Annotated in this window: 11 protein-coding genes, 5 pseudogenes and 1 CRISPR repeat array; of the genes and pseudogenes, 5 read left to right on the top strand and 11 right to left on the bottom strand. The window is 62.7% G+C overall.

The features are described from left to right. The first annotated feature begins 1,009 nt into the window (after positions 1-1,009). A complete protein-coding gene (locus tag HMUK_RS15730; protein ID WP_012807426.1) occupies positions 1,010-2,353 on the top strand; it encodes an orc1/cdc6 family replication initiation protein in 1,344 nt (447 codons plus the stop codon). Positions 2,354-2,853: 500 nt separating this feature from the next. Here HMUK_RS15730 and HMUK_RS16840 read toward each other — a convergent pair. The 3 genes and pseudogenes from HMUK_RS16840 to HMUK_RS18165 all read right to left on the bottom strand — a co-directional run. Beyond that, positions 2,854-3,209 (bottom strand): annotated as a pseudogene (locus HMUK_RS16840) (IS1595 family transposase); the annotation flags it as partial. 107 nt (positions 3,210-3,316) lie between these two features. After that, entirely contained in the window at positions 3,317-3,784 is a 468-nt protein-coding gene (locus HMUK_RS15720; protein ID WP_049940908.1) for a hypothetical protein, read from the bottom strand. Positions 3,785-3,989: 205 nt separating this feature from the next. After that, positions 3,990-4,121 (bottom strand): annotated as a pseudogene (locus HMUK_RS18165) (IS5/IS1182 family transposase); the annotation flags it as partial. Between the two features lie 108 nt (positions 4,122-4,229). Between HMUK_RS18165 and HMUK_RS17320 the strand changes: the two are divergent. After that, a pseudogene (locus HMUK_RS17320) lies at positions 4,230-4,334 on the top strand (transcriptional regulator TrmB); the annotation flags it as partial. Positions 4,335-4,382: 48 nt separating this feature from the next. Here HMUK_RS17320 and HMUK_RS15715 read toward each other — a convergent pair. Both HMUK_RS15715 and HMUK_RS15710 read right to left on the bottom strand, forming a co-directional pair. Next, positions 4,383-4,817 (bottom strand): PIN domain-containing protein, encoded by a 435-nt coding sequence (locus tag HMUK_RS15715; protein WP_012807423.1) that lies wholly within the window; start codon positions 4,815-4,817, stop codon positions 4,383-4,385. Further along, positions 4,818-5,069 carry an AbrB/MazE/SpoVT family DNA-binding domain-containing protein gene (locus HMUK_RS15710; RefSeq protein WP_012807422.1) on the bottom strand — a complete coding sequence of 84 codons (252 nt, stop codon included), beginning with the start codon at positions 5,067-5,069 and terminating at the stop codon, positions 4,818-4,820. Between the two features lie 94 nt (positions 5,070-5,163). Here HMUK_RS15710 and HMUK_RS15705 point away from each other — a divergent pair. Both HMUK_RS15705 and HMUK_RS15700 read left to right on the top strand, forming a co-directional pair. Further along, positions 5,164-5,565: pseudogene (locus HMUK_RS15705) on the top strand (hypothetical protein); the annotation flags it as partial. A 91-nt stretch (positions 5,566-5,656) separates the two neighbouring features. Continuing rightward, positions 5,657-6,633: pseudogene (locus HMUK_RS15700) on the top strand (IS1595 family transposase). A 189-nt stretch (positions 6,634-6,822) separates the two neighbouring features. Further along, a CRISPR array of direct repeats spans positions 6,823-9,752; the repeat unit is 30 nt; unit sequence GTTTCAGACGGACCCTTGTGGGATTGAAGC. A 62-nt stretch (positions 9,753-9,814) separates the two neighbouring features. Here HMUK_RS15700 and grpE read toward each other — a convergent pair. The 4 genes from grpE to HMUK_RS15680 all read right to left on the bottom strand — a co-directional run bounded on the left by grpE (position 9,815) and on the right by HMUK_RS15680 (position 15,683). After that, positions 9,815-13,291: a nucleotide exchange factor GrpE gene (grpE, locus tag HMUK_RS15695; RefSeq protein ID WP_012807418.1), complete on the bottom strand. Its 3,477-nt coding sequence runs from the start codon at positions 13,289-13,291 to the stop codon at positions 9,815-9,817. Positions 13,292-13,357: 66 nt separating this feature from the next. Continuing rightward, a complete protein-coding gene (locus HMUK_RS15690; RefSeq protein WP_012807417.1) occupies positions 13,358-14,380 on the bottom strand; it encodes a threonine ammonia-lyase in 1,023 nt (340 codons plus the stop codon). Between the two features lie 86 nt (positions 14,381-14,466). Continuing rightward, complete coding sequence (locus tag HMUK_RS15685; protein WP_012807416.1) at positions 14,467-15,021, bottom strand: helix-turn-helix transcriptional regulator; 555 nt, start codon at positions 15,019-15,021, stop codon at positions 14,467-14,469. After that, positions 15,018-15,683, bottom strand: coding sequence for a hypothetical protein (locus HMUK_RS15680; RefSeq protein WP_012807415.1), 666 nt, complete (start codon positions 15,681-15,683; stop codon positions 15,018-15,020). The genes HMUK_RS15685 and HMUK_RS15680 overlap by 4 nt, the downstream gene beginning before the upstream one ends. A 293-nt stretch (positions 15,684-15,976) precedes the next feature. Here HMUK_RS15680 and HMUK_RS15675 point away from each other — a divergent pair, with 293 nt between their 5' ends. Continuing rightward, positions 15,977-16,930, top strand: coding sequence for a hypothetical protein (locus HMUK_RS15675; protein ID WP_012807414.1), 954 nt, complete (start codon positions 15,977-15,979; stop codon positions 16,928-16,930). Between the two features lie 189 nt (positions 16,931-17,119). Here HMUK_RS15675 and sod read toward each other — a convergent pair whose 3' ends face one another. Both sod and HMUK_RS15665 read right to left on the bottom strand, forming a co-directional pair. Beyond that, a complete protein-coding gene (gene sod / locus HMUK_RS15670; protein WP_012807413.1) occupies positions 17,120-17,722 on the bottom strand; it encodes a superoxide dismutase in 603 nt (200 codons plus the stop codon). 85 nt (positions 17,723-17,807) lie between these two features. Next, entirely contained in the window at positions 17,808-20,165 is a 2,358-nt protein-coding gene (locus HMUK_RS15665) for a heavy metal translocating P-type ATPase (protein ID WP_012807412.1), read from the bottom strand. Positions 20,166-20,340: the final 175 nt, after the last annotated feature.

The following is a 20,340-nucleotide window of genomic DNA, read 5'->3' as shown; positions in this document are numbered from 1 at the left end:
TCGACTGTTTAGAGCACTCGAAGTGGGTGAGCGAGTAAGTAGGTGAGTGAGTGGGTGAGTGAGTGGGTGAGTGAGTGGGTGAGTGAGTGGGTGAACCCCCTCACCCCGTGTGCGATATGAAATCGGTGAGAGAGTGGGGGTGGGGTGCTAGGGAGAGCGGGCGAGCTGAGACAGGAAGCAGCCAATATCGATGTTTTCAGCAAAGAGAGAGTCTGAAAGACCAAAATAGAAAATAAGCTAGTACAATAGGAATACTTATTACTAAGAAGGAAAAACCAAAGCCGTACTGCAAGAAGAACTGAGAAAGAGAATGAAAATATGCTAGATAGTCTAGATAGCTTAGATAAAATACACATAACATATACCGACGATCTAAAACGACTGCAGTAACCTATCGATCGTCAGCCATCCCTAGATACGTCTTTATAGACCTCTAACGCGGCTCCTCGACCACTGCGACGATATCCGTCACTGACTCCGGCTGGAAGGGGACTCTCCTTCTTTGCCGATTTCATCTCGCACACGGGGTGTGGGGGTCAACTTCCCCATTCTGTTCTCCACGGCGATTCACTTCGCACACGGGGTGTGGGGGCGACGGATCCCGACCGCCGTCGGAACTCGACTCTCTACCAGTACCTTTCCGTTCGTCTGCATTTCATTTCGCACACGGGGTGTGTGGGTCCGCACGTCGTCCGAATCGGGACGCAATCCGAACCCGCTGAAACGGTGTTCCCTCGATCTTCACAGTCGTCGTGGTTTCCGGATTCTCGTTTCATCTCGCACACGGGGTCCGTGTCCTCTCATCTCCTTCTCTGCACATCTCCTTCTCTACACACCCCCTTCTCTACACTCGTCCGTCTCTGCACACGTCGGTATTTGACTTTGCCCACGGTACGTCCCATCTCCATCTCTTCGCAGATATTATCGACTCTATGCGGTATATTCTCTACATTTAATCTCGCAGGCGGTTCCAAATCTTTATTTGCGATGTGGATTATATCACGGTATCATGGGTGACGGCGACGACCAGCAGTCACTGTCCCAGTCTATCAAGGGACGACTTCAGGAGGGCGTCCAGGACTCCGTTTTCAGGGACAAGGGTCTCCTCGATCCGGACGCCGTTATCGACGAGGACCGCATCGTCGGTCGCGACGAACAGCTCGAAGACATCATCACGTATCTCCGGCCGGCGCTGCAGGGCAACCGCCCGCCGAATATGCTACTCTACGGCCCGTCTGGGACCGGCAAGTCCCTGATCATCAACGCCGTCTGCCAGCAGGTGATCGAACTGGCAAACAGCCAGGACATCGACTTCGGCGTCGTCGAAATCAACTGCCAGACGCTCAAATCACACGATCGAGCCGTCTACCAGCTCGTGGAAAACGCCGCGGCGAAAGCGGGCGTCGAGGTCGGCGTCCCACAGAGCGGGGTCTCCACGAGCCAGAAGCTCAACCGTTTCTACGACATTCTGAGTGAACACTTCGAGTCGGTCATCATCATCCTCGACGAGGTCGACCTGCTCGTCGGTCGCCAGCGGGATCCAAACGACGAACCGGCGTACTCGAAACTCCTGTATCAGCTGTCCCGGGCCTCTCAGCTGGGCCGGATCGACCAGCACGTCTCGGTCGCCGCCCTCACGAACGATCCGCGCTTCATGGAGGAACTCGACGGTCGTGCCGAGAGCTCGTTCAACCCTCAGGACGTGGTGTTTTCGGACTACGACGCCAACCAGCTGCAGGCGATCCTGGAACGCCGACGCGACGCGTTCCAGGAGGGAGTCCTCGAAGACGGGATCATCCCGCTCAGTGCTGCCTTCGCGGCACAGGATCACGGCGACGCGCGGAAAGCGATCGACCTGTTCCGGACGGCAGGCGAGATCGCGGACCGTGCCGGCGACGACACGGTCCACGAACAGCACGTTCGCGACGCACAGGAAGAGGCCGAACGCGACCGGACGCTGACCCAGATGCAGGGCCTCTCCTCCCAGAAGAAGCTCTCGCTGTACGCGACGGCGATCGTCCCGGTCTACTCGAACCGCAACCTCAACGCCGTCCCGAGTACGGTCGCCTACCGCGTCTATCAGTATCTCACGGAGCTTCTGGACACGGACGAGAAGTCTCGAGACTCCTACCTCCGGTACATGGGCGAGGCCGAGACCTACAACTTCGTCACCTCGGAGAAACGGGGCCGTGGCTACGGCAGCGGCGTCCACAAAGAGTACACGTTCGTCGACGATCCAGAGGTCGTCGCCGAAACGCTGCGCTCGGACATCCGACTCGAAGAGGTCGAGCAGGACGAGTCACTGATCCAGTCCGTCGTCAACGCTCAGATCGAGGACTTCTTCGAGGGGTGAGGCCGCGCGGACTCTGGGATCCTCCGATCCGGCTCGCACACGCCGGTCGCTGTCTCTCGCTCACGCTGACAGTTTCATCTCGCACACGGGGTGGTCATCTCGCAGACGGTGTGTTGCCGACCTCGCGATCGATCATTTCGCAGACGGAGTGCGCCCAAGTCACTTCGCACACGGGGTGGGTGTGTACCACTCACTGGCGGCGGCGACACGGCTCCGGCGCGAACCCAGCACGGAACAGCGCTTCACTTCGCACACGGTGTCGGTCCCGCTTCCGGCGCGATTCATCTCGCACACGGGGGGTGGTGTTCCGGATACGACCCGAGAATCACTTCGCACACGGGGTGTGTTGCACCCGTCCCAGCCACTGTCGCCTCGGGCGACGACTACGCCGGATCAACGGGACCTTCGTACTGGGAACGGATCTGCTCGCCGTCGCGCCACTGCCAGTAGTAGTAGCGGTTGTCGTTGATCTCCTTGATCGTGATCGTCGCCTTCGACGGGACGCCGTCGGGCGAAACATATCTTTCCTTATGCACGACTGTTCGGTGGTCAAAGTCCATTTCTCGATAGGCTTGGAGTCTATCAGTCCAGACCTCTCCCAGCAGCTGGGAGAGGTCTTCAGCCTCCTGAATGACTGGTTCAAGATCACCGCTGTAGTCGATACCACGTTAGCCGCGAATCACGCGAAGCGAGTCGCGGCACGCCGCGACGAGCGTCAGCTGATCACCGTGACGTCCCCGCCAGCGTGATCGCCAGTCTGGGACGAGCCGCCGCGGGAACGGCTGTTCCACGGCGGCTCTTGGCCTTTGTAGCCCGAACAGGCCATCCCAGATTCGACGACTTGCGTCGGTCCATCGTTGCTTGAGCTGGGGAAGCAGTCAGAAGAGGCCAGTACACCGTCAGCGTTAGAACTGGGCAGAGATCGATCCGAAAACAACGACAGTGTTGACGAAGACGAGTAGTCTACTTCTTTCCCAAGAGGAGTTCGTTCAAACTCTCCGATAGCGACTCAGCTTCCCCGACTGTCGAACGGGAGTCAGCTTCCTCGACGATCGTCTCCTCCGACAACACGGAATCAACATCTACGTCGACATTTGCATCCGAGGTATCGGTTTCCTCCCACTCGGGAGTATCATCCTCTCGGGGCAGCTCAACCAGTCTGTCCGCCACCTTTTCGACGTGGTAGTCTTCGAGGAACAAGTAATCCGCACCGTCACGATCCGCCAACATCACTTGGCTGACCATACCCTGAACTTCGTACGTACCCGGTTCTTCAGGGAAGGGGATTTCGTCACCAGCACTCAATTCGAGAGGCAAATCCCGATACGGGCGGTCAACTGCGAGATTGCCTTCCTCGTCCTGCAAGACGCGAATCCGCACAGAATCTCCCGAACCGGGAGCAGAACGCCCGTCGACGAGATTGTGTCCCATACCTGAAAGAAGGCCTGGAGGGGTATTTGAATCTGTCCACCGAATCATCAACGCGACCAGAGTGAGCTGTTTTTACCGTCCCAGGTAGCAGTAGTTCTGATTTTACCGAGCCTGTCATAGAAACCATCTCATAGATTGAGCTTCTCACAGACAGGGTCGTCGCCTCGCTCAAAATTGGTGATTGCAATGACGACTCGGAGACACAGTGCAAGGAACGGATGTCGTAGGCGCTGTCTCCGAGCATCCAAATCGGTGTATCGACGGCGAGCGCGTCACGCGTGACGCGCATCGCCGTCTCCTGATCAGCTTGCTTCGTTTGTGTGGACTCTGCGGCGATCGACCAGTATCTACCTGAGTCCTTCTATAGTAGCCATTGAAAATCAATGCACACCCGATCGCACGACAGCAGTGCGATCGGTGTGTAAATCGTTTCAATTGTTACTATATCGCCTCCTTGCTCCGCTACCTCGACACGCACGGCGAGATCGACGACGATCGGCTTCCGGAGTGGGACGTGTTCCAGGAGCTGGTGGCTGACTACGGGGTGTGACTTTCCTGAGACTGCACTTCGTTACCCCAATCGTGTCGTCTGTTTGTGTCAGTTTGGATCGTAGGGATTCGTCGCTGTTTCGAGCCGATAGACGTCCTCGACAGCGTCAAAATCGTCATCAAACGCATACAGGTAGCCGAGACCCTCGGTTTGCATATACGCGACAATACAGGCATCGACGAAGGAGAGGGGTTCGTGTTGGCGAAAGAGGGACTTTCCTGTCGCGAGGGCATCGATGGTGAGTGTGTCGATGTGGAAGCGGGCGTTTTCTTCGATGCGATCAAGGAGATCGACCGCTGCGTCGTGGCCGGCGTGTGTCGTGAGGCCGTTCAGCGTTTCGGCGAGAACGTAGTCGAGGACGACTGCCTCAGGAAGCGTTCCAGTATCGATGCCCTGGAGCACTGGAAGTGCGCCGTCGTGTGAATTATCTCGCTTGTACGCGGCTGCAAACAGGACTGACGTATCGATGAGTGCGCGGGGCATTTACTCGACGTTGACGCCCCAGGCGTCGTGATCGTTGGTCACATCGGTTGCATTTTCACCAGCGTAGCCGTCGAAATCGGTGAACGTGCCCGTCTGCTGTTGGATGACTTCGACCCGGATACTCCCATCACTTTCAAGCTGCCAGCGGAGCTGATCACCGTCGTCGATATCGAGTTCACGTCGAATCCGGGCGGGGATGTTTGCCTGATTTCCAGATACCTTGCTTTCGGCGTCGATTCTGTCGCTGCTCATATCTCCGAGTAAGTGACCGACCCTGAAAAGCCTAGTGTGGCGCCACACTACCGGCTGAATACGTGCTTATCCCGTATTCGGGCGAGGGGCGTTCTCGTACTTCGTGCTGGGGAACCACGACCGGGAGCCCCGCCGGTTGAACCTCGTGATCGACCGACTCAACCGCCGACAGGACCGCCTACGCCTTCCGGATGGTCGACATCCGCGCCGAGTGGGACGATAACATCCAGAAGTTCTGCCTGATTGGTGATATCGTGACCTACCTTGTCGGCGTCGCCGAGAGGAACTGAGCGACTTCCTCGTCGAACAAGGGTTGCTCGTCGGCACGACCGAGTTCTTCGCGAAAAGCCACGTCCTCAAACGGGAGTACGAGGACGAGAAGCATCTCTTCGGCTGGATGCAGGACGGTGTCTTCGATCTGTTCGAGCAGGAGGGACGGCTGTATCGCTGGCAGACCGACGAGGACCTCGTCGACCTAACAGATGGCCTTCCGTGACATCGGCCCGGATAGTGGCTGTGTGCGTCGCTCTTATGTAGAGCTACGGAAAGGCCGTATAGTTACACTGAGCCAGCCATAATTGGGGAGTATATCTTCTGCTCAGCCGGCGTTCGGCGGGATGTTTCGAGAGCTGATCGAGCTGGGCGTCGTCGAGTTCGACACGGAGCCGCTCGATGCCCGCATCGAGCAGCGACTCAAGGAGTTCTGGAAAAAATATGTCCTGTCCACGGTGCGGGCACACTGCCATCCAAACGTGGCCCCATCTCGACCGCGTGTGGTGCCGAGACTGCAACTTCAAGCCAGTCTACACCTACGAAACTCCGTTTCACGAGAAGCATCTCACCTGCGGCGAGGTACTTCTCGCGTTTACACTCTATGCCGATACGTTGCTCAGCATCAACCAGATCGCGCCGTTGTTCGGGCGGGCCTACAAAACGGTTCACACAGCGATTCGAGAGGTGGAAGCCGCGGTTCAGCGCGGCTTCCCGTGGTTTGGGAACTGCTCGACCAGACCATTGACGGACCGACGCAAGCCGACGAATCTGGTGAGGTCTTTCCCGGGTATAAAGGCCAAGAGCCGCCGCGGAACAGCCGTTCTCGCGGCGGCTCGTCCCAGACTGGCCGACCACGCTGGTGGGGACGCCACGGTGATCAGCTGACGCTCGTCGCGGCGTGCCGCGACTCGCTTCGCGTGATCCGCGGTCAACGTGGTATCGACTACAGCGGTGATCTTGAACCAGTCATTCAGGAGGCTGAAGACCTCTCCCAGCCGCTGGGAGAGGTCTGGACTGATGGACTCCAAGCCTATCGAGAGATGGAGCGTGACCATCGGACAGTCGTGCACAAAGAGCGGTATGTATCGCTCGACGGCGTCCATATTAACCAGGCTGAGTGCTGTTTTCGCTCGTCCAGCCGTGGCTGCGGAAGTTCCGCGGCCTGTCCAAGCAGGGCTTGGAGCAGGCCGCTCACACCTTCGGCATCGTTCGGTTACTCACTCTAGCTGGGGAACCCACCGAGTCAATGATTGACTGCCTCGCTATCGGGGCTTTCCGCAGTTCTACATAAGAGCGAGACGGTCGAAGAGACCCCTCTGTCGCCGACTTCTCGCCACGTCGGTGGTGTCTCGCCTGCGTACTGACCGAGGAAGTTCGCGTTTCCATCGACCCCCGGGGGGTTCGAGGGGTATCGAGGGTCGACGGAAACGATGAAGTGCAAACGGCAAGTAGCAGTGTATACGTGGTCAAATCGACCATGGTTTCAGACGGACCCTTGTGGGATTGAAGCGAGTGAGTGATGGCTCCTGAAAAAAAGAAACGTGTGTTTCAGACGGACCCTTGTGGGATTGAAGCGGCGAGTAGAGCATCGCCACCAGTGTACCCGGAGTGTTTCAGACGGACCCTTGTGGGATTGAAGCAGTTACTGGTAACCCCTCTGACACCACGTCCGCAGCGCGTTTCAGACGGACCCTTGTGGGATTGAAGCTGACTTCTGGAGCGCACGACGGAGGTCGTCGAGCGTAGTTTCAGACGGACCCTTGTGGGATTGAAGCTGCCTTCTCAGTTTTCGCCTTCCAGTAGAAGTCTGGTTTCAGACGGACCCTTGTGGGATTGAAGCAACATGAGCACGAACACTATCGACGCAGTCCGACGCGTTTCAGACGGACCCTTGTGGGATTGAAGCTCCAGGGACGGCCCGTCCTCGATCGTCGGGTTGCGGTTTCAGACGGACCCTTGTGGGATTGAAGCGGCCAAGCCCAGCCCATGAAATGTTGAAGACTCCATGGTTTCAGACGGACCCTTGTGGGATTGAAGCGCGATCTCACCGAGCTGCGTGTCACCGGGACGTGGGTTTCAGACGGACCCTTGTGGGATTGAAGCTACAAGCACACGCACGGCCTCGTGTGTGTGGTCGTCAGTTTCAGACGGACCCTTGTGGGATTGAAGCCAGCTGGTCGCTGGTCTCCGTCGCGACCGAGCGCTTCGAGTTTCAGACGGACCCTTGTGGGATTGAAGCTACGAGCTGATCACCTGGAAGGCAAAGCTGGGTCTCGTTTCAGACGGACCCTTGTGGGATTGAAGCGCAGCTGCACTGGTAGCAGGCTACCTGATCATCTAAGTTTCAGACGGACCCTTGTGGGATTGAAGCGAGTTGTGTGAACTCGCTTTGCGTCTCGGTCGTTTCGTTTCAGACGGACCCTTGTGGGATTGAAGCGCGCCGCCGGCCCCGAGGGTGTCGGTGACGATCGTGTTTCAGACGGACCCTTGTGGGATTGAAGCTGCGAGTGCTGCGGGGAACCGACTCGGGTAGGCCAGGTTTCAGACGGACCCTTGTGGGATTGAAGCTTTGGACGCACCATGCTTGTGTGCCTCTTGATGAAGTTTCAGACGGACCCTTGTGGGATTGAAGCAAGGTCAATATTGGCGTCAGAGGTAAGCACGTCGCGTTTCAGACGGACCCTTGTGGGATTGAAGCAATCGTTAGCTCAAGACCCTCAGTGGGAAGGTCGTAGTTTCAGACGGACCCTTGTGGGATTGAAGCCACTCTGACGGTGCGGTATCGCGTAGACAGATACTGTTTCAGACGGACCCTTGTGGGATTGAAGCTCGCGGTTGATGACCGCTGATTGGAGAGATGCTCGTTTCAGACGGACCCTTGTGGGATTGAAGCCGGATCGTCGTGTCGCTCATGTCCATCCGCTCCTCCGTTTCAGACGGACCCTTGTGGGATTGAAGCGCAGTGGTGGTCGTCACGGGCGTCCCGGACGTATCGGTTTCAGACGGACCCTTGTGGGATTGAAGCCTGACTTTCCGGGGTGGCCCAAAGTCCGCTCGAAGTGGTTTCAGACGGACCCTTGTGGGATTGAAGCCTCATGGGAGGGCGGGGGCAGCTTATCCGCGAGATCTGTTTCAGACGGACCCTTGTGGGATTGAAGCCGATACGCTCGGTCAATAGAGCGCGTTGAAGCGTTGTTTCAGACGGACCCTTGTGGGATTGAAGCGACCCCGAGATGCACGGCCACGCGGCCGTCGAGATCCGTTTCAGACGGACCCTTGTGGGATTGAAGCGCGATTCGCGAGCTGCCAGCATCTTCGACCGTGTCGGTTTCAGACGGACCCTTGTGGGATTGAAGCCAGCCCGTAGCGGTCGGCGGCCTGCCGCTCGACGAGTTTCAGACGGACCCTTGTGGGATTGAAGCACACGCTTCAAGCTGTTCGTCCGACAACTCGCCTGAGTTTCAGACGGACCCTTGTGGGATTGAAGCGGTCGGATTGCACTCCCGATCATTGCACAAGGGCTGTTTCAGACGGACCCTTGTGGGATTGAAGCACGCCGAGTGGGATCGCTACGAGCTCAACAGCATCGTTTCAGACGGACCCTTGTGGGATTGAAGCACAGCCCGGACGCCGTTGATGATCGAGGCGTACTTGTTTCAGACGGACCCTTGTGGGATTGAAGCCCATCGCCGTCCTCGGTCCGGTTGCCGACGTAGAAGCCGTTTCAGACGGACCGTTGTGGGATTGAAGCTCGAACTGGAGGGCGCGGGCGGTCGTGGTCTTCCCGGTTTCAGACGGACCCTTGTGGGATTGAAGCAGCCATGCGGTTAGTCAGGCGCTTCTGAATGTCCGGTTTCAGACGGACCCTTGTGGGATTGAAGCCCTCTCCTCTCGGAGGGTGATCGGCTGGATTTCCGTGTTTCAGACGGACCCTTGTGGGATTGAAGCATCACACGGACTCGGTGTTTCGCTAGCTCACGCAACGTTTCAGACGGACCCTTGTGGGATTGAAGCTCTTCTCTCCAGATCACCCACGCAGCGGCCCCTCCGGGTTTCAGACGGACCCTTGTGGGATTGAAGCAGACAGCACCCGGCCCCGTCGTCTCGGTCCCCGAGTTTCAGACGGACCCTTGTGGGATTGAAGCAGTATCAGCGAACGAGTTCGCGCCGATCTCGTCGAGTTTCAGACGGACCCTTGTGGGATTGAAGCCCGTATCCGGATCGTTCGTCACTTCATATTCCGGATCGTTTTAGACGGACCCTTATGGGATTGAAGCGATGTCGATTTTTCCGTATGACATTGTTTTAGATCTGGTTTCAGACGGACCCTTGTGGGATTGAAGCGGAAGATGCACAGCTAGAGAGGGAACACGTCTCGGAGTTTCAGACGGACCCTTGTGGGATTGAAGCAAGAAGCCTCGACGAGACGAATCGTCGCCGGACTGGTTTCAGACGGCAAACTGAGATCGAAGCTAGACGGTATCGTCCGGCGACTTCCACAGGGCTTCCAGATCGTCTCGCAGATACCGGATCGATTCGTACCGATCCCGTTTTGCCGTCGCCAGCGCCGTGCGTACGATCTCGTCGAGTTCGGGCGGCACGTCGTCACGATCGGCACTCGGGGCTGGCGGTGGCCCGTCGTCGCGGACGATTCGCTTGCGGACGGCGAGGCGGCCGCCGCTCACGGGTGGCTCGCCGCGTAGCATCGCGTACAGCACAGCGCCGACCTGGTAGATGTCCGTGACGGCGTCCGGTTCGCCGAAGGTCTCGGCGTCGAACTGTTCGGGCGCGGCGAAGTGTCGGGAGAAGCCTTCCATCGAGTCGGCTCGGTCCAGCAGCTTTCTCGCGAGGCCCCAGTCGGCGAGCTTCGGCAGGTCCCAGCGTGACGGTGTCGTTTCGGTGAAGAGGACGTTCCCCGGCTTGATGTCCAGGTGGGCGATCCCGTACTCGTGTGCGACTTCGAGCGCGCGGCAGAGACACTGTCCGATCCACACGGCCTCCTCGACCGGCAGCCCCTCGGTGCCGTCGAGTCGCTCGGCGAGGTCACCGCCGTCCATGTACTCCATGGCGATCCACGGTCGGGTGTCCCCGACGTCGACGACGCCGACGATGTACTCGTGGGAGCGCCACCGGCGACTCTCTCGCTCGCGGTCGTCGACGGTCCGCCACGTCTGTGCCCGCTGTAGAAACGAACTGATCGCGTCGTGTGTCAGGGTCCGCTCGCCGCGAGCCGGTTCTTTTAGCGCGATCCGGGCCGGCGACTCGATCGCCGGGTGGGTCGTCTCGTACACGACTGCCTGGCCGCCGGTTCCCAGCGTCGCGCTGATCTCGAAGTCCTCGTAGCTCACCGACCGTCGTGGTGGGCTCGGGAACTGCTCGACGGCCGGGGCGCGTGCGTCTCTGATCGCTCGATCGAGTGTATCGCCCGACCGGTCGGGATCGGTCTGCCCCGTGGCCGCTGTGACACGTTCCGCTGGAGAACCGGCGCTGACGACCACCGTCGCCTCCCGGCACACCGCACCGTCGCGCTCGTATCCGATCTGCTGGACGGAGACGATTCGCCCCTCCGGGACGGAGCTCTCTGTTGAGGAGACCACTCGATGGCGGTACGGGTCCGTCTCGGCCCCGCCGTCGGGATCGACGAGCACGAGTCCCGCCGCTTCGAGCCCGCGGTCGATCCGGTCGACCAGCGCTTCGAGGTCGTCGAACGCCAGCCCCGTCGACGTGTCCTCGTCGAGCAGTGCCCGCAGCGAGTCCTCGACGGCCGCCAGCTCGCCGACGAGCCGGTCGCCCACCTCCTCGCCGTCCTCGTCGCGTTTGTCCGCGCTCTCCGTGTTCGTCCCGACGATCGACTCGATGTTTCGGGTCGTCTTTTCGAGGTTGTCGCGGAGATCCGCCACCTCGTTGTCGATCGACCGGCGACAGTAGAGGACGCCACGATGGAGCTGGTTGCGTACGTCGAGGGCCTCGTCGATCAGCGTCTCCAGATCCCTCGCGGCGCTCGTCTCCGGGCTTTCGTCGGATGCCGTCGCCTCGTCTTCGTCCCGAGTGGTAACCAGTCGGGGTGCGGGCCGTTCCTGCTCGGACTGGCGTCTCGTTCCATCCCGCAGCGATCGCTCCGTCGCGGGATCGATCGTGATCGCTTCACTGTCGCCGTCGTGGTCTGCCTCGACGTTGATCCACCGGTTCTCGTCGATGCTCACCGTGACCTCGATCGCCGGCGTCCCGGCCGAGGTCGGCGGCACGTCGGTCAGTACGAACTCGGCGAGCAACTCGTTCCGTGTGGCGGTTTCGTGTTCGCCCTGGAACACCCGTATCGGCACCGCCGTCTGGTCGTCCACCGTCGTGGTGAACTCCACTGACTCGACGGTGGGGATGGTCTCGCCTCGCTCGACGATGCGCTCGAACCCACCGCCCTCGACCGCGATGCCCAGCGACAGTGAGGTCACGTCCAGCAACACCACGTCGTCGACCGCGCCCGAGAGGATGCCCGCCTGCACGGCCGTCCCGAGTGCGGTGACCTCCTCGTTGACGCGTCTGGCCGTCTGCTGTCCGACCAGCGTCTCGATTCTGTTTCGGACCTGCGGGAGCCGGCTCGCGCCGCCGACGAGGAGGATCTCGTCGATGTCGTCCGCGCCGTGTCGACTTCCGGACAGGACTGCCCTGACCGACTCGACGACGCGCTCGACGAGGGGTTCGGTCAGTGACGCGACGGTATCGCGGGTGAGCGTCGCGTTCAGATCCAGCGGGCCGTCGTCCGTCGCCGCGACGTAAGGTACGTCGATCCGCGTCCGCTCGCGCGAGGCGAGTTCGATCTTCGCGGCCGCCGCTGCGTCGGCCAGCCGTCTGCGGGCCTGTGGGTCCTCGCGCAGATCGATGCCGTGGTCCGCCTCGAACTGGTCGGCGAGGTGGTCGACGATCGCCGCGTCCCACTCGTTGCCCCCCAGCTCGTCGTCTCCGCCGTTGGCCACGATCTCGTAGATGTCGTTCTCCACGTCCAGCAGCGAGACGCTCAGCGAGCCACCGCCGAGATCGCAGACCAGCACGGTCTGTTCTCCGTCGCTCCCGTAAGCGTATCCCATCACCGCGGCCGCCGCGTCGCCGATCGTCCGTTCGATCTCCAGGCCGGCGATCTCGCCGGCTCGGTCGATGCGGCCCCGCTGGCGAACCGACGCCACCGCGGGGACGGTGACGACCGCCTTCTCGACGGGCCGCCCGACGGCGCTCTCGGCGTCAGAGCGCAACTTCTCGAACAGCATCCCCGCCAGCTCCACGGTCGAGTACTCTCGCTCGCCTAACTCGACCGTCCCGTCCTCGCCCAAGAGGACACGCTTGACCGACGCGATGGTCTGTTCCGGTCGAGAGATCGCTCGCTTCCGGGCCGCTTTGCCCACCAGCAGGGTTCCGTCGTCGTCGACGGACAGCACGGAGGGTGTCGCACGGTCTCCCTCGCTGTTGACGACGATTTCGGGCTCGCCGTCCACCGGAACTGCACAGACGCTGGCGGTCGTCCCCAGATCGACGCCGAGTATCACGTCGTTGGTCGGATCTGCGTCGGTCCTTCCCGCCGTCTCGACCGCGACGCCGTCGAACTCACGCTGTCCCTCGATCTGGAGTGTCGCGTCGCCGGTGCCGTTCTGGACCGAGACCTGCAGGACTCCCGCTCTGTCGACGGTGAACGTGACTGCTACGTCCGGCACGCCCGCGGGGGCAGGTACGAGGCCGGAGACCGTACACTCTCCGAGCAGCTCGTTTCCCTCGACACGTTCCTGATCGCCCTGGAACAGACGAATCTGGACCGTCTGCTGGTTATCTTCGGCCGTCGTGAAGGTCTCTGTCGCCGACGCCGGCAGCGACTGCCCTCGGGAGAGCAACTGCTCGCAGTGGCCGCCCTCGATCTCGATGCCGACGCTCGCGGCCAGCGTCGCTCCTGGCTGTGTCCCTCCCATTCGTTGTCTGCCTTCTCTGGCTCCTCTGAGATAGGTATTGGGGAGTGTCCCCGCGAGCCCGGCCGATCAGGGCGCGCCGTCGAGGATGTCGGTCAGCTTTTCGGGCTCGATGTTGCGGCCCGAGATCGGGAACACGATCGTCGACCCCGCCAGTTCGTCCGCGCGCTGTCTCATCGCCGCCAGGCTCGTCGCACAGGCACCTTCGATGGGCAACCCCTCGTTTACGAACAGATCGCGAACGCCTCGCCGGAGGGCCGCTTCGCTCACGAGCCGGAACTCGTCGAGTCGCTCGCGGAGGACCGTCGTCGTCAGCGCGAACGGGACGCGCGTCGCGACACCCTCGGCGAACGTCTCCATCCGATCGTGAGGTTCGAGCGTGTCGTCGGCCCAGGCCCGGCGCATCGCCGGTGCCGCCTCCGACTGGGCTCCGATCACCGTGGCGTCCGTGAGCGCACCCACAGTCAGACAGTAGCCGGCGGCGCTCGATCCGCCACCGACGGGACAAAACAGATAGTCGAGGTCCGGCAGCGTCTCGACGATCTCGAGGCCGGCGGTCCCGACCCCGGCGACGAGGCTCGGCTCGTTCGCGGAGTGGACGTATCGATAGCCCGCCTGCGCGGCCAGGTCCTCGGCGTGCTCTCGGGCCTCGTCGAAGTCAGCGCCGCGGAACTGCACGTCGGCACCGAGCCGTTCCATCGCGGCCACTTTCGCGGCGTTGGCCGCCTCGGGCACCACGATGGTCACCGGCACGTCGAACGCACGGCCGGCGTAGGCGACCGACTGCCCGTGGTTGCCGGTGCTCGCGGCGATCAGGCCCGACTCGCGGAACTCGTCGTCGAGGCGCGACGCGAGAGTGACGCCGCCGCGGACCTTGAACGCCCCGGTCGGCAGGGTATCCTCGCGCTTGAGGTACACGTCGGCGTCGAACTCGGCCGAGAGGGACTCGTTCCGGACGAGCGGCGTTCGCGGGAGGTGGTCGTCGACGACGCGACGGGCCTCGTACACGTCGGCCGTCGCTGGCGGGGTGAGATCGTGATACGGGAACACGGTCGTCGCATCGGGGGAGGGAACAGGGCTGTACTCGCTCACGGGGGCCTGTTACAGGCGCTCCGAATTAACCTTTCACATCGTCTGGCCGACGGTCCCGGCCCGCCGCCAGCGCGGTCGACAGCGGATCACGAGAGGACGACGACGTTCCCCATCCCGCGGCGCTTGCGCTCGATGAGGTCCCTCGCTTCGAGGTTGTCCAGCGCCCGGCTGACGGTCGCTTTCGACACGTCCGTCCGCTCGACGATCTCGCTCTGTGGGAGCACGCCGTCGGCGTCGAGTACGGCCTCGTAGACGAGCCGCTCGTTGTTCGCGAGACGGTCTGCTATCTCTTCCCACTCGCTCCGCCGGGCCGCAAGCAGCTCCGAGGGCGCTGTCTGCTCGCTGTCGGCTGGGTCGTCGGGCTCTGTGACGGGTCGGTCCGCTGGCGACACAGGCTCGCCGTCGACGAGGAGGACGGTCGCACTCGCACCAGCGGCGAACGCCGCGACCGTGAGTGCGATCGCGTCGCCGGGACGAAGCGACGGACCCACCCTCCCGGCCCGCACGGTGGCGTCTCCCATCGCGACCGTGATCGACGGCGGCGTGACGAGGCGGGCGGCTATCGCGACCGTCACAGCCGTCGCGGCGACGAAGATCCCGGCGGCGACGAGCGCTCGGCGGTCGCGGCTCTCGTCGCTCATCGTCCACGAGGGGACGTGCCGGACCCCTCTCTGAGCCGGACGAACGCGTCGACCGTCTCGTTTTCCAGATCCACGACGACGCTGTACCGCGTCTCTCGTTCGACCGGATCGACGACCACCAGCGCTCGCCGGTCGCTGACTCGCCGTTCGGTCCGCTCGACGACGACGCCGTCGGCTCGCTCTCGCAGGGTGAACGCGGAGTCGTTGGCCGGCGCGAGCTGCGTCCACGCCGTCTGTGGATCCGCTCCCGCCACTGCGGCGGTGTCGCTTCGAACGGACTCGGGGATCGGTCGGATCGTGTACACTGCACCGTCCGGCGTGGACCCGTCGGCGAACGCCCCCGCCGTCCGCACGATCTCTTTGGCACGCTCTCGGGTCGCGAGCGGGAGCTCTACCGGCTCGCGCGGTGTCGTCGCCACGACGAGGTGGCTCCCGCGACCGGTGATCTCGACTCGCTCGACGGTACGCAGATCGGCGACCACCGTCCGGTCGCTCTCACCGCTCGTTTCGACGAGCTGTCCGTCGTCGATCGCGAACTCGTGTTCCGCGGGTGGTGTGACCGCCGCAGTGACGCCGGTCACGGTCGCGAACAGCGCGATACTGCCGCCGAGGACGCCGAGTGCGAGGACCAACACCACTCGGGACCGCACGACCGTCTTCATGTCTTTCGAGACCGAACGTCCTCCCAAGAAGGTGCTGGTTTCCACCGGTTTGAAACGCCTGAAACGGGTTCGAAACGCGTTTCAGACCTGTTTCACGGCCGTTTCCAACGGACACTTACAAGCCCTTTCTGTCAACCGATAGGCAGTGCGATCGGGTCGGCCCCCGTGGGCGGTCGCCGTCGACGGTCGGTCGAGATCCCGTCACACGCTCTCCACGAGCCGCTCTCGGGCCGGTCCGATCGCCACACGAACACACATGACACGATCAAGTCCCCGCCAACGGAGTGGTACAGATGCGACGTGAGTATCGGCTTGCAGCCTACGCGCTGGCCGTTTCGGCGCTCCTCCTGGCCGCCAGTGGCGCGGTCGTCGTCGCCGACGGCAGCGTGGCCGACCCGACGGACGAGTCGCCCGAACCGACGAACGACACCGTCTCCACGTCCGGCACCGACACGGAGACCGTCGACGTATCGGTCACCAACACCAGCGCAACGACGTTCACGGTCAGTGAGGACGGCCGTACGTGCGGCGGCGCGCTCCGGGTCGACGATCCGAACCGGACCCGGACCGACGTGCGCGTCGACGGCGTCACCGTCACGCTGATCGAGGCACACGGCGGCGAGGCCTTCGACGAGATCGACCGACAGCGATTCGCGGCGCTGGTCTGGGACGAGTTCTCGACCAGCGCCGGACTCGGCGAGTACGAGCACGTCGAACTCCGAGTCAACCAGTACTACGAGAGCGTCGACCGCGAGGAGCCGACCGACACCGTCGGCGTTCGCGCCAGTCCCGCCGACGGCTGTCTCCCGAGCGTCCCCGGGACGGTCTCGCTCGACGACGAGTCGGTCGACGTGCGCTCCGCACGGCCGACGCTCGACGGTCTCGACCTGACGGTCACGGACACGATCGGCGTCCTCGACGACGAGGAACGGACGCTGGTCGAGCGACTCGTCGAGAACGACTCACAGGCCAGCTACACCGTCCAGCAGCGGTTCGACGATCCCAGTGCGCTGGCTGCGACCGTCGTCGAAGCGACCAACGACGGCGAGGTCACACTCGAACTCACGCCGCCCTCGGCTGACGGTCCGACCGTCGTCGTTCGGATCGATCTCGACACCGAGAGCGTCGTCACCGCCTACACGAAGCTGTCGATCGAGAGCGTCGACACCGATACCGTCGTCGTCGACGGCAACGAGACGATGACCTTCGAGGCGAACGGTACCACGTCGTCGGCCAGCGACGACTGATACGGAAAGTTGTAGTGCTTACCGGTGACCGTCGCCACGGGGTAAACCGTCTCCCATTGCCGGTATCTCTGGTGCAGGAATCGGCGGGAGAGTGGTAACAAACCGCGAGTCTGGTGAGGCGTCGGACGGCGCTCGAACCGTCAGCGCCCCCCAGCGCCGACGTGATGCCACACAGTCGCCGTGACCGCGCTACTCGAACTGTTCGACGACCTGTTCGTAGCGCTGGCTGGGCTCTTCCCAGTCGACGACTTCGAAGAAGTTGTCGACGAACTCGCCGCGGGCGGGTCCGTAGTCGTGGTAGTAGGAGTGTTCCCACACGTCCAGCGCGAGGACGGGGTGGCTCCCCCAGAGTGCGCCCTGGTCGTGCTTGTCGACGACGACGTTCCGGAGCTGGTTGCTGAACGAGTCGTACACCAGCAGCGCCCAGCCACCGGCGGCCGAGGCGGCGGCCTCGAACTCGCCTTTCCAGGCCTCGTAGGAGCCGAAGTCCTCCTCGATCCGGTCGGCCAGCGCGCCCGAGGGCTCGTCGCCGCCGGTCGGGCTCATGGACTGCCAGAACAGGTCGTGGAGGACGTGCCCGGAGCCGTTGTGCGTGACGTTCCGGAGTGCGCCCGACGAGGAGGAGAAGTCGCCCGCCTCGCGGTTCGCTTCGAGCGTCTCTTCGGCGGCGTTCCAGCCGTTGACGTAGCCCTGATGGTGGGTGTCGTGGTGCCAGGTCAGGACCTGTTCGCTGATGTGTGGTTCGAGTGCGTCGTAGTCGTACGGCAGCGGCGGCAGTTCGTGTTCGCTCATTGCATCCGATAGAACGCCCGAAAGCGACTTGAACGTTCTCTGAACGAGATTTTTGTAGCCGAACTGACCGCTCTACGACCCTCTCTCACTCCTCGAAGAAGCGATCCGGTGTGACTCGGGACAGTCGCATGGCGTTTCCGGTGACCCCGAGGCTCATTCCCATGTCGCCGACGACGACCGCCAGCGCGACGCTGACCAGTCCCAGGGGCACACCGAGTGCCAGCACCGCCTTCACGCCCAGACTCGCCCAGATGTTCTGTCGGATGACGCTGTTTGCTTCGTTAGACAGCGCATACAGGTACGGAAGCTTCCCGATGTCGTCGCCCATCAGCGCGATGTCGGCCGTTTCGAGGGCGGTATCGGTTCCCGCGGCTCCCATCGCGACCGCGACGTCGGCGGTCGCCAGCGCGGGCGCGTCGTTGATCCCGTCACCGACCATGGCCACGTCGCCGTGGCTGGCCTGTAACGACTCGACGGCGTCGACCTTCTCGTCGGGCAGCAGTTCGGCGCGGTACTCGTCGACCCCGACGCGGTCGGCGATCGCGCGGGCGGTCCCCTCGTTGTCGCCGGTGAGCATCACGACGTGTTCGACGCCGAGTTCGTGTAGCCGCTCGATCGCTCGTGACGCTGCCGGGCGAACCTCGTCGGCGATGGCGACGACGCCGAGCAGTTCGGTGGCCGTGCCGACGAGGACGACCGTCTTCCCCTCCGCTTCGAACTGCGATATCGCGCCGGCTTCGAGGTCGGCACAGTCGTCCCGGTCACACTCGTCGTCGGTCGCCTCGACGACGGTACCGCCGTCGGGACGGGCGTGGGCGTGTGACAGATCGAAGCCCAGTTCCTCGAACAGCGCGGGCTTGCCGGCGTAGTACGTCTCGCCGTCGCTCTCCGCGCGGAGCCCCTTTCCGGTGATGCTCTCGAACGCCTCGACGACGGGCAGCTCGCCGACCGCCGATTCTCGGGCGCGCTCGCGGATCGCCTCGGCGATGGGGTGCTCGCTGCGCTGTTCGAGGGCGGCGGCGTACCGGAGCAGCTCCGTCTCGCTCGCCTCGCCGAGGGGAACCACGTCGGTGACGGCGAGCTCGCCTTTCGTGAGCGTCCCGGTCTTGTCCAGCGCGACGGCGTCGACGCCGCCCATCGCTTCGAGGTGGTTGCCGCCCTTGATGAGGACGCCGTTCTTGGCGGCGCTCGTGATGCCCGAGACGACCGAGACGGGCGTCGAGATGACGAACGCGCACGGGCACGCGATGACCAGCAGCGTCAGCCCGCGGACGAACCATGTCTGCCAGCTCCCGACGAACGTGTGGCCGATCCCGGCGACACTGACGGTCGCGCCGCCACCGATGAACAGCGGCGGGAGCGCGGCCGTCAGTATCGCCAGCACGACGACCGTCGGCGTGTAGTAGCCGGCAAAGCGGTCGACGAACTGCTCTTTCTCGGTCTTCTTTTCCTGTGCGCCCTGGACCATCTCGATGATCTGGGAGAGCGTCGACTCCGAGGCCGACGACGTGGCCTCGAACTCGAAGTACCCCTCCGCGTTGATGCTGCCGGCGTACACCTCGTCGCCGACGTTCTTGTCGACCGGGACGCTCTCGCCGGTGATCGGCGATTCGTCGACCGCGCTGGTGCCCTCGACGATCGTGCCGTCGAGTGGAATCTTCTCGCCCGGGCGGACGACGACCGTCTCGCCGACGGCCACGTCCTCGGCGGGCACGGTCTCCTCGTCTCCGTTCCGACGGACTGTCGCTTCGTCGGGGGACAGTTCCATCAGTTCACGCAGCGAGTCCCGCGCTCGGTCCATCGCGTAGTCTTCGAGGAGCTCTGCGATGCTGAACAGGACCGCGAGCGTCGCGGCCTCCACGAAGTACCCGATCCCCGTCGCGGCGATGATCGCCGTCCCCATCAGGAGGTCGATGTCGAGGCTCCTGTTTTTCGCCGAGTAGTAGCCTCCGCGGACGACCGGGTAGCCACTGACGACGATCGCGACGAGGAACAGTCCGTCGGCGAGATGAAGCGAGAGCTCGAAGACGCTCCCGAGAGCGACGTTCTGGCCCCCGAGGACGAACTCGAAGAGGAGTCCGAGCGTCACGAACGCAGCTCCGATCCACGTCTTGACGGCCCGCGAACTCCGCCAGATCTCCGCCGGAGGAGCGACCTCGATCCCCTCGCCGGACGAGTCGCCCGGCTCTCCGCTGACCTCGTAGCCGGCGCTCTCGATGGCTCCGCGGACTTCGGCCTCGCTCGTCTCGCCCGTATCGATGGTCATGATCGCCGTTCCGGTCGTCGGCTGGAGAGTCGTCTCACGCACGCCGTCGACGCGCTGGAGGCTCTTGTCGACTTTCTGTGCACACGACGGACAGTCCATCTCGGGGACGGTCACCCGGACGGTCGTCTCACCGGGGTCCTGTCCACCCTCTCCCGCCGTCTCCGATTTGCTCGTCATTACGCAATCGTTCGGGCCACAGTTCGATAAGCCCTTGTTGGAATATTCCAACCTCGTCGTCGGCCGCGCTCGCTGGCTATAGCAACAATTGAAACGATTTACACACCGATCGCACTGCCGTCGTGCGATCGGGTGTGCATTGATTTTCAATGGCTACTATAGCTCACGCCGTCGA

Origin of the sequence: Halomicrobium mukohataei DSM 12286 (assembly GCF_000023965.1) — an archaeon.
Lineage (GTDB): Archaea > Halobacteriota > Halobacteria > Halobacteriales > Haloarculaceae > Halomicrobium > Halomicrobium mukohataei.
The sequence above is the reverse complement of the archived record's forward strand: the minus strand, read 5'-3'. Positions and strand labels throughout refer to the sequence as shown.